Source organism: Nonlabens sp. Ci31 (assembly GCF_012974865.1).
In the GTDB taxonomy this organism is placed as follows: Bacteria; Bacteroidota; Bacteroidia; order Flavobacteriales; family Flavobacteriaceae; genus Nonlabens.
This window is the reverse complement of record NZ_CP043633.1, coordinates 2,071,223-2,081,936: the sequence shown is the minus strand read 5'-3', so window position 1 is coordinate 2,081,936 and position 10,714 is coordinate 2,071,223. Positions and strand designations below refer to the sequence as shown.

Below are 10,714 nucleotides of genomic sequence, written 5' to 3'. Positions count from 1 at the left end.
TCTCTGTAGGTAAACAAAATAAGTTCCAAAAAACATTGCAACCTATCTTAAAATAGTTTTACTTTGTATTTCAAAGTACTTTAATTATGACCACAGATAAATATCTAGAAGACATTAAAGAGATCAGGTCGCTTATGAATAAATCGACCAGATTTATTTCCCTATCAGGAATGAGCGGTGTTATGGCCGGGATTTATGCCTTAATAGGTAGTGTGATGGGATATTTTATCATTCAAAATGCCTATAGAAATGGCTATACCGAGACATTGAATCGCCTGAATAGTACTCCATGGGATCAAAATCCGTCATTACAGATACTTGTGGTTGCAACATCTGTACTATTTATGGCAGTATGCACCGCTTTTTTTCTCACCAAAGCAAAAGCAAAAAAGCACCAGCAAAAAATCTGGACCAAACAATCGATTCGATTGGTAATTAATTTTATGGTACCGTTAAACATAGGTGCATTATTCACTTTGGCCTTATTACAATACCAGTTCATAGGACTAATCGCTCCAGCCATGTTGGTTTTTTATGGACTAGCTTGCATGAATGCTGCTCCGTATACCTTGGGAACAGTAAAATATCTAGGCGTAAGCTGTGCCCTTTTAGGATTGATCAATACGCAGTTTATAGGTTACGGACTGTATTTTTGGGCGGCCGGATTTGGTTTGTGTCATATTATTTATGGAACGGTGATGTATTATAAGTATGATCGATAGTTTACTTCCGTCTACCCGTTGTGAGGATATGGAGAATGAAAAAGCCGAATTCGTTCGGCTAAATAAAAACAAGGCCGCAGGCGACAAAATAGATTCCTAGCGCAGAGTTCCGTCTGCCCGTTGTGAAGATATGGAGAATGAAAAAGCCGAATTCATTCGGCTAAATAAAAACAAGGCCGCAGGCGACAAAATAGATTCCTAGCGCAGAGTTCCGTCTGCCCGTTGTGAAGATATGGAGAATGAAAAAGCCGAATTCATTCGGCTAAATAAAAACAAGGCCGCAGGCGACAAAATAGATTCCTAGAGGCAGACTTCCGTCTGCCCGTTGTGAAGATATGGAGAATGAAAAAGCCGAATTCATTCGGCTAAATAAAAACAAGGCCGCAGGCGACAAAATAGATTCCTAGAGGCAGAATTCCGTCTGCCCGTTGTGAAGATATGGAGAATGAAAAAGCCGAATTCATTCGGCTAAATAAAAACAAGGCCGCAGGCGACAAAATAGATTCCTAGCGGCAGAGTTCCGTCTGCCCGTTGTGAAGATATGGAGAATGAAAAAGCCGAATTCATTCGGCTAAATAAAAACAAGGCCGCAGGCGACAAAATAAATTCCTAGCGGCAGACTTCCGTCTGCCACTAAAATTATAATAGAAAAGATAAAAGAATTTGAGTTTAATAAACAAATTAAATAAAGCATTTGATCACCGCATACGACTGGGCATTATGTCCGTGCTCGTAGTGAACGATCATGCCGACTTTAAAGAACTCAAAGAATTGCTGGATGTGACGGATGGAAATCTCGCCAGTCATGCAAAAGCACTGGAAAAAGAAGATTATATCAGAGTAGAAAAAAGCTTTATAGGTCGCAAACCAAATACAAAATACATAGCGACAGACATCGGTAAACTCGAATTCAAAAAACACATAGACGCACTGGAGAAATTGATAGGTGGAGGATTTTAGTATAAAGTATGAAGTGAAAAAAATGAAGACGATTTTTGGGAATGAGAAATGTGGTATGTGTTATGTGTTATGTGTTATGTGTTATGTGGAAAATACAAAATACAAAATGTCAGTTGCACAGAGCGCTGCCTTGAGAAATCCGATACTTTGACAAAAGCTCAGCACAAGTAAACTCAGCATAAACTTATCGAAGCGTAGAAAACAATTTGAAAATCGAGATTAAGAAGGAGGAATGAGAAAATATATCAAGCAAGTGTTTCCCCACCATTTATGCCCTGTACTAAGTTTGTCGAAGTGGTAAGCAACGGAAACTAACGAATAACTAAATCGAAAAAACAAAACCTAAACCAATCACTTTAAACAGTGAATTTAAAGAAACTAAAACAACTTAAAATGAACACCTTACTTCATCATATAAAATGCAGCCTATTATGAAAACCTTTTTTTTATCTATTTACTTTGAAATACAAAGTACTTTAAGACTACTACGAGAGCTATTTGTCTGTCACTCCTTTGAGATCGCAAGCCACCTGTATATGAAATTCAAAAAAGGCCCCTCATGGAAGGTACATACTAAGGAACTCCTGTCCTATCCAAAAGAAAGCTTGGGGTTCCATTTGGGTTGTTTTCTATTGCAGCATAAACTAGAACCACAACCGCGTTGCGAAGATCATGACATCTTCCATGTGCTTACTGACTTTAAAATAGACACCGCCCAAGAAATAGGCATGCAATACTGGTTGTGGGGAAATGGCAAACGCAGTCCTTTTGTCTTACTCGCCATGCTGGTAGGTGCCGTTTTATATATAGACCAGCACCTGTTATTTACTGATGCCTATTTAAACGGTAGCGCGTCTGATCCTATTCATCAATTGGATTTTAAACAATACCTCTCCTCTCCTATCGCATTTTTTAAATCAACTCTTGTCACTATAAATTCATAACAAAATGAAAAAAACAATCATCATCACCGTCGGCGGCCTCCTATTTGCCACCTTATTCTACACACAAAGTTTAGGAATCAATGCCTTGCTTTACAGTACCTTCTTAATGGTCGCACTAGCTATTACTCGCAAAGAAATCTTGTTAAAAAGCAGTATTATCTTCAGTGGCACAGCCATGCTTTCCAGTGCTGTAGCGATCAGCGTGCACGGTTCTGCCTGGAGTATTGCTGCTTATTTTTTAAGCACTTTAATGTATATAGGTTATGTCGCCAGCTGTCGAAGCAGTATCTATGTGAGTTGGCTCAACGGATTTTACAACGCTGTTTTTGGAATATTTCATTCCTTTTTTTATCAACTGGAGCCACCTAAAATAGGTGAACCTAAGAAAAAGATAGCTACAGGTCAAGTCATAAAGTTGATTGGTATACCTTCGGTTTTAGTAGTGGTATTTACTGTTTTATACCGTTCTTCTAATCCTGTTTTCCAAAAAGCATTAACAGCTATAGACTTCTCGTTTATAGATATGCTTTGGATCTTTACAGCTGTTCTAGGAGCGTTTATTATGGCAAATATTCATGATCCGCAACCTATTAAAGAGGTTACTGCTAGGGATCAAAATTACCCGAATCAACTGGTGCCCAATGCGCTTAATGACCTCCAATTAAAAAGTGTTGCTAATGAATCCCAAATAGGTTTTATCTCTATCCTGTGTTTGAATATCTTGCTGTGTCTCGTCTTGATTACAGAAATCCTATTCTTGACCAGTATCACCGATCTAGAAGCCCGTATATTATCTGATGCAGTGCATCAAGGAGTGTATGCATCCATAGTAAGTATCGTTCTTGCTTTGGGAGTTATCGCTTTCATATTTCGCGGAGACGTCAATTTTTTAAAGAACAATCAGAAGTTAAGAACGCTCACCTATATATGGATAGGACTCAATGCCCTGCTCGTTGTTAGTATCTGTATAAAAAACTATATCTATATACAAGATCATGGACTGACCCATAAACGCATAGGTGTGATGGTATATCTTTTTCTCACCATTATAGGACTCTTTACCACCTATCTTAAAGTCACTCACCGACTCAATTTTGTGTATTTATTAAGACGCAATATGGCGGTAGGCTACGTTATCATTGCCATTTATGCACTGATCAACTGGTCAGCAATTATTACCGATCACAATATCAAAGCAGATAAAATAGACCAGTCTTATCTAGAAAGTCTCCTTCCTCAAAATGCATTGGTTCTAAAAGAGCAGGGCTTATATGACCTGTACAGCCAGCAAAAAAGCGGTTATAGGTACTATAGTGACCCGTATAATGAAGCTATTTTTATAAATCGCAACTGGCAAGAATTTAATTGGATCGCTCATCAACTAGGACTGGATCATGAAGACCTTCCTCAATAGACTACAAAAGCAGAATAGGATATCGGTACAACTAGCTGGAATATCATTTGCTGCCGAGACATTAGATTTTTTACTTTATGTAGCAAGCGATTACGAGCCTTTTATAAGTGTAGGCTTAGGAATTTTGCTTCTGGCATTTTTGATAAATGCCGTGATGTTCCTTATAGTGATGGCAAACTTTTTCTTAGGCTTTGTCCCTTTTAAAGAAGCGCTATTCACCATATATATACTCCTACTTCATATCCCTATCGCTGTGTTGTATTCTTATATCGCTCTTCAATTTGTATAAATCAAACCTTATGAAATCAATAGTTATTCAAGGCTTTTCTGAATTTAAGCAAGTAACAGCGCTCACCTTGTTGAGTATAGTACTCCTGGGATTGCGTATGAAAATCACGCATCATTATTCCATGCTCTTCTTAGTTTGGAACTTGTTTCTGGCTTTTATTCCTTATGTGATGTTGGTACGGTTGCGCTTTCGCGAAAGCGTAACCACCACAAACCTCATCGCCACATTCCTTATCTGGCTGGCATTCCTACCTAATGCGCCTTACATACTGACCGATTTGATTCACATCAGACATGCTGCCAGTAATTGGCTGGTTTATGAATCTTTGCTCATCCTCAGTTTTAGTATTACAGGACTATTTCTAGGATTCCTAAGCTTGAGAGATATGAGTTTCCTTTTAAGTGAGAAAGGATGGCTGCCACATAAGAAATGGGAGCGTATTTTTGAATGTAGCATCTTGTTTCTTTGTGGTTACGGTATTTACCTGGGCCGTGCACTGCGATGGAATACTTGGGATGTGATACAACACCCACAGCAATTATTTTTAGACATGGCCGGCCTTTTTATACATGCCTTTTCTCATCAAGATGCGTGGTTGATGATAGGCAGTATGAGTCTATTTCTTATAGTGACCTACACACTTTTTAAAAATTACAATGCGCGCATTTCCCATAAATAAAAAGCAAAGAAGCCTATATATCTTAACTGCCCTACTCCTGTTTATTCTCGAAGTACTCATTGAACGCTATGTTCACGACGGCTTTATACGCCCCTATTTAGGAGATTTTTTTGTCGTGATACTCTTATATGCGCTATTGATGTCAGTAAGTGGTCTAAGAGTAGTTACCGCAGCTGCTGGTACGTTGCTTTTTGCTTACGCGATAGAAACCGCTCAGTATTTACAATTGATAAGCCTATTGGGTCTGGAAGAAAACAAATGGGCAAGAGTGGTTATAGGGACCAGCTTTTCTTGGTGGGATCTATTGATGTACACTTTGGGAATTTTGTTTGTTTTGGTGGTGGAGCAGCTGAACTCGAAAGAGAAAAATAGTTCATTTTAAAAAAGAAGCTGCAACCTCATAAAAAAGGAACCATAACTGTCACAATTTGACCAAATACGGTAAATTTAAGAACGTTTGAAAACTCGCTCGTTCTTTTAAATAAAAGGCCTACCGCACATTTCCATAACATCCCATAAGGAGCCTATTTAAAAGAACGATTTTATTGCTGTTGCGACAGCTTAAAAATAATAGATTTAAGGAAGAATAAATCAGAAATTACAGGATAAAAATTCTTGTGATTATTATGATTAGATTCACCTTATTCTACTTAAATATAAAAGGAAAGCCATTGCTAGCTTTCCTTTTTTTTATGATACCTCTTTACTGTTGCTATGTAGATCACGAGCGAGACGCTCGCGCCAGCTGTGCAGATCTATTAAAATACAAAAGCGAGTTATTTTTCAATAACTCGCTTTTATTATTTAGGAACCAGTTGGGATTATCGCTTTAAAGCAAAGTGGCCTTTAAAACTACGCCCGTCAGCTAATTCTACTAAGTACCAGTAATCACTGGATGGCATAGGAGCTCCATTATAAGTTCCGTCCCATCCTCGACCCGTAGCGCTTACTTGTTTTAATAATTTACCGTGACGGTCAAAAATATAGATGCTCGCGTCAGGAATGGTTTCTACCGCAATGACTTGCCAGGTATCGTGATACCCATCTTGATTAGGAGTAAAATAAGGAGGTCCGCCTATGATGACAGCACTCATAGATACGGTTCCACAACCGTTTTTATCTTTTACATAGATGGTATAGAATCCTGGATACAGATTATTAAATCGCTGGCTGTCTTGATACACGAAGTCATCTAATGAGAATTCGTAATCACCACTTCCAGTGACAATCGCAGTTAGTGTGTTGGTATTCACTTCAAACTGTCCTACATCGATTCGTTCAATTACCGCTACATCAGACTCCACAACCGTTACTGTTGCCGTACTGTCACAACCATCGCTGTTGGTTACCGTTACCGTATAATCGCCACCAGAAGCAACATCAATAGTTTGTGTTGTTTCCCCAGTAGACCACAGGTAGCTAGAGAATCCTGGGCCAGCGTCAATTGTTTCGGCAACACCTGCACAAATAGTATAAGGTCCTTGGTCAGCAATAACAGGTCGTGCAAATACTTCTATTCTAAAAGTAGATAGGTCATAACAATCTTGATGAGCAGCATTCTCTATTCTTGCATAAATAGTTTGTGTTCTAGAAGTATTGGTATAAGGAAAACTCAAAGCATTGACATCATTGTCAGCATCTGTTGCATTGCTGTGATACGTCACATTGAAGTCCGTTGTACTTTGACCGTTATAGATCGCAGCATCTTGTGTACTGAAGTCAAATTCTTCAAAACCATCGTTACTGATGTCATCACAACCTACCACGTCAGTTCCAGTTCCTGCCGTAGGCTGTTCACTTACGGTTAAGGTAAAACTGGTCGTATCAAAACAAACCGGATTTGAGATTGCTTCTATTCTTACAAAAATAGTTTCTGGAGTAATGCTGTCACTTGCATAAGAAGTAGCTAACGCAGCAGTATTCATGTTGGCATCATTTTGTGATGGGTGGAAGGTGATATTGAAATCACTGGAGTTTTGTCCATTTAATACTTGGCTATTTGCCATGCTTAAATCAAATACCTCAGAGCCATCATTTCCAGGATCATCACAAGTAATCATATCCAATACTGAATTTGCCGTAGGAGTAGGACTGATCACAAATCTAAAAGTAGTTGTCGTGTAACAGCTATCATTATCAGCATTATCTATTCTAGCAAATAGATTAGGTGTGGTGCTGGTCACTGCATAAGGACTGGACAATGGACTTGCATTAGCATTAGCATCTGCTTGAGAGGCGTGATAGGTCACATTAAAACTAGGGTTGGTCTGTCCATCGAGGATCGCACTATCAAACTGAGATAAGTCCACATCTTCTGTTCCATCATTAGACGGATCATCACACACAATAATATCTGCTGGAGTTCCTGCAAGTGGTAATGGGTCTACAAATAGATCAATTACAGCAGTGTCGTAACAGCTGTTATTGGCATTGGTCTGTATTCTTACAAAAAGCGTCGCAGAACCACTATTGTAAATAGTAGGTAACGGAGTTGCTCCACCAGTACTTCCCAAATCAGCATCTGCTTGTGAAGTAAAGTATGCTATGGTAAAGTTAGCGGCGTTTTGAGTTCCTAAAACTTGACTGTCTTGAGTACTAAGGTCAAAATCTTCTACACCGTCGTTACTAGCATCATCACAAATACGGTATTCGGCAACGTTGTTGGCCACTGCTTGCTCATTAAGGATGATCGTGATAGGAGTGGTATTGTAACAGGTTTGATTATCTGTATTGTCTATTCTTGCAACTATGGTCGTTGTACCTGTCGTAATATTGAAAGGACTCGTAAGTCCCGGAGCGTCAGCATCAGCATCTGCTTGATTCAAGTGGTAAGACACTACAAAAGTAGAAGTAGTTTGTCCATTTAATACAGCAGCGTCAAATTGTGAAAGCGCAATATCTTCGGTCCCGTCATTACTAGCATCATCACAAATAATCAAATCTGCTGGAGTTGTTGCTAGGGGTAAATCATCGACTACAAGATTAAAACTTGTGGTATTATAACAAGTGGCATTGGCTGCAGTTTCGATACGCACAAATACAGTTTCGCCACTACTGTTATAAGAAGTTGGCAGCGGACTTGCTCCTCCGGCACTTCCCAAATCGGCATCAGCTTGAGAAGTAAAATATTCGATATTGAAGTTTGCTGGGTTTTGAGTGAGCAGGACTTCTGTATCTCTGCTACTCAGATCAAAGTCTTCTACACCGTCATTACCTGTATCACAAAGACGGTATTCACTAACTGGATTAGCTAATGCTTGCTCGTTGAGAATGATATTGATAGCAGTGGTATCAAAACAAGTTTGATTATCGCTATTGTCTATTCTTGCAACTATGGTCGTTGTACCTGTCGTAATATTGAAAGGACTCGTAAGTCCCGGAGCGTCAGCATCAGCATCTGCTTGATTCAAGTGGTAAGACACTACAAAAGTAGGAGTAGTCTGTCCGTTTAAAATAGTGGTATCAAATTGTGAAAGCGCAATATCTTCAGTCCCATCATTACTAGCATCATCACAAATAATCAAATCTGCTGGGGCTGTTGCTAGGGGTAAATCATCGACTACAAGATTAAAACTTGTGGTATTATAACAAGTGGCATTGGCTGCAGTTTCGATACGCACAAATACAGTTTCGCCACTACTGTTATAAGAAGTTGGCAGCGGACTTGCTCCTCCAGCACTTCCCAAATCAGCATCAGCTTGTGAAGTAAAATATTCGATATTGAAGTTTGCTGGGTTTTGAGTGAGTAAGACTTCTGTATCTCGGCTACTCAGATCAAAGTCTTCTACACCGTCATTACCTGTATCACATAGACGGTATTCGGCAACGGTATGAGCTACTGGTTGCTCGTTGAGAATGATATTGATGGGAGTGGTATCAAAACAAGTTTGATTATCACTATTGTCTATTCTTGCAACTATGGTCGTTGTACCTGTCGTAATAGTGAAAGGACTCGTAAGTCCCGGAGCGTCAGCATCAGCATCTGCTTGATTCAAATGGTAAGACACTACAAAAGTAGGAGTAGTCTGTCCGTTTAAAATGGTCGTATCAAATTGTGAAAGCGCAATATCTTCGGTCCCATCATTACTAGCATCATCACAAATAATCAAATCTGCAGGAGCTGTTGCTAGTGGGAGATCATCTACAATGATATCAAATGATGTGGTATCAAAACAGTCGGTATTGGCATTATTTTCTATACGTGCATACATGATTTGTCCAGCACTACTATAAAGGTTGCTTACAGGAGTCGCCCCACCTACAGATCCTAAATCAGCATCTGCTGGAGAGGTGAAGTATTCTATATTGAAATCGGCTGGGTTTTGAGTGAGGAGAATTTCAGGATTTCTAGAAACCAGATCAAAGACTTCAGAATTATTGTTAGAGGGATCATCACATAACCTATAAGTCGCTACTGGATGAGCTACTGGTTGTGGACTTACGCATAATTCAAAATCTGTTGTATCATAACAAGAAGCACTGGTTACCGATTCAATACGGGCATAAATACGTGTACAAGCAGCCGTATTCGTGAAGTTTAATGGCAACGGATTCATTTGCGTATCAGCATCTGCTTGAGAGGTATAATAAATCACATCAAAAAGTGTAGGGTCTTGAGTTCCTAAAACACTCGCATCTAATGTAGATAAGTCATAATTGATGATTCCATCGTTAGAGGCATCATCACAAACAGCAAGGTCTGCCACTGGGTTTGCGGTAGGTGGTGTACTGACTACGGTAATGGTAAAATCTTCCTGAATATTATTACCACATCCATTTGTAATATCTACTGTGTAGGTAGTCGTAGAGGAAGGAGAAAAAACAGGATTTGCAATGGCTGGATTACTGACACCCGTAACCGGTGTCCAAAGATATCCAACGGCTCCATTTATAGTCGCGTCCACATCAGTAACGTTACCTCCTATACAGATGGCTCTGTCATCAAGAGTACCGACATCAGTTGCAAAAGAAATGTAATCAAAACAAAGTGATTGAAGGTTTGCTAATCCACCGGTAGAACCCGTAAATCCAAAATAAGTAATATTGCTTCCTGCAAACACCTGATTGATTAAATCTCCCGTATAAGACAGTCGTAAATTACAATCAAAGAAAATACTCATGGTTGTCGTAGCAGCATTCCATTCTATACGTACATCATGCTCTTGTCCATCTTCTATATTATTAGATGTAGCAGAAGCAACTATAGGTCCTGCCAAGTTTTGTGCTGAAGTATGAAAATTATTACCTCCAGAAACAATAGCAATATGATCAAAAAATGGATCTGATAAAACGTTGTTTTGATAGGTATCAAATTCTACCGCAATAGAATTGGCAATCCCTTCATACCCCATTCCACCTCCTACATTACCTATTAAAGGCGTTGGGTTGTTTTTAATAACAAAGGTGAGTCCGTCGGCACCGTTTGCATCGTTAGTTCCTAAAAAAATTCGGAACTCAATAACAAAATCAGCATTCATATCGATTTGATCAGGTGACCAAATCGCACCAGATTGGTTGAGTGTGTTAGGGGTAACCGTAAAGCAGTTGTTTCCTTGAGCAAAGGCATTACCCAATAAGCTAGGGTTAAATTGGGCAGTAACTGTTAAGCTAAGCAACATTGCAAAAAGAGTTACTGCAAGCAGTATATTTATTTTACCTTTTATTCTCATAGTAAGGAGTATTTTAATTTTGTATTAGTTGTTGTCA

General features: G+C 39.1%; 8 protein-coding genes. 7 read left to right on the top strand and 1 reads right to left on the bottom strand.

Features of this window, described 5'->3' with window-relative positions:
• The first annotated feature begins 86 nt into the window (after nt 1-86).
• From F0365_RS09205 to F0365_RS09175, 7 genes are all read left to right on the top strand, one after another.
• Nucleotides 87-722 (top strand): hypothetical protein, encoded by a 636-nt coding sequence (locus F0365_RS09205; RefSeq protein ID WP_169933424.1) that lies wholly within the window; start codon nt 87-89, stop codon nt 720-722.
• A 663-nt stretch (nt 723-1,385) separates the two neighbouring features.
• A complete protein-coding gene (locus tag F0365_RS09200) occupies nt 1,386-1,682 on the top strand; it encodes a winged helix-turn-helix domain-containing protein (protein ID WP_169933423.1) in 297 nt (98 codons plus the stop codon).
• A 536-nt stretch (nt 1,683-2,218) separates the two neighbouring features.
• Nucleotides 2,219-2,626: a hypothetical protein gene (locus F0365_RS09195; protein WP_240961585.1), complete on the top strand. Its 408-nt coding sequence runs from the start codon at nt 2,219-2,221 to the stop codon at nt 2,624-2,626.
• A 4-nt stretch (nt 2,627-2,630) separates the two neighbouring features.
• Nucleotides 2,631-4,040 (top strand): DUF4173 domain-containing protein, encoded by a 1,410-nt coding sequence (locus F0365_RS09190; RefSeq protein ID WP_169933421.1) that lies wholly within the window; start codon nt 2,631-2,633, stop codon nt 4,038-4,040.
• Nucleotides 4,021-4,329 (top strand): hypothetical protein, encoded by a 309-nt coding sequence (locus tag F0365_RS09185; RefSeq protein ID WP_169933420.1) that lies wholly within the window; start codon nt 4,021-4,023, stop codon nt 4,327-4,329. The genes F0365_RS09190 and F0365_RS09185 overlap by 20 nt, the downstream gene beginning before the upstream one ends.
• Nucleotides 4,330-4,339: 10 nt before the next feature.
• The gene (locus tag F0365_RS09180; RefSeq protein WP_240961584.1) at nt 4,340-5,008 is read left to right on the top strand and encodes a DUF1361 domain-containing protein; all 669 of its coding nucleotides are present in this window, start codon (nt 4,340-4,342) and stop codon (nt 5,006-5,008) included.
• Nucleotides 4,986-5,390: a DUF2809 domain-containing protein gene (locus F0365_RS09175; RefSeq protein WP_169933419.1), complete on the top strand. Its 405-nt coding sequence runs from the start codon at nt 4,986-4,988 to the stop codon at nt 5,388-5,390. Before F0365_RS09180 ends, F0365_RS09175 begins: the two co-directional genes overlap by 23 nt.
• 439 nt (nt 5,391-5,829) lie before the next feature.
• Here the strand turns inward: F0365_RS09175 and F0365_RS09170 are convergent, their stop codons facing one another.
• Entirely contained in the window at nt 5,830-10,677 is a 4,848-nt protein-coding gene (locus F0365_RS09170; protein ID WP_169933418.1) for a lectin-like domain-containing protein, read from the bottom strand.
• Nucleotides 10,678-10,714 lie beyond the last annotated feature (37 nt).

Bases quoted from the DNA above. Each gene is read 5' to 3' on its own strand.
- F0365_RS09205 (WP_169933424.1), top strand. From the start codon at position 87: ATGACCACAGATAAATATCTAGAAGACATTAAAGAGATCAGGTCGCTT.
- F0365_RS09195 (WP_240961585.1), top strand. From the start codon at position 2,219: ATGAAATTCAAAAAAGGCCCCTCATGGAAGGTACATACTAAGGAACTC.
- F0365_RS09190 (WP_169933421.1), top strand. From the start codon at position 2,631: ATGAAAAAAACAATCATCATCACCGTCGGCGGCCTCCTATTTGCCACC.
- F0365_RS09185 (WP_169933420.1), top strand. From the start codon at position 4,021: ATGAAGACCTTCCTCAATAGACTACAAAAGCAGAATAGGATATCGGTA.
- F0365_RS09180 (WP_240961584.1), top strand. From the start codon at position 4,340: ATGAAATCAATAGTTATTCAAGGCTTTTCTGAATTTAAGCAAGTAACA.
- F0365_RS09175 (WP_169933419.1), top strand. From the start codon at position 4,986: ATGCGCGCATTTCCCATAAATAAAAAGCAAAGAAGCCTATATATCTTA.
- F0365_RS09170 (WP_169933418.1), bottom strand. From the start codon at position 10,677: ATGAGAATAAAAGGTAAAATAAATATACTGCTTGCAGTAACTCTTTTT.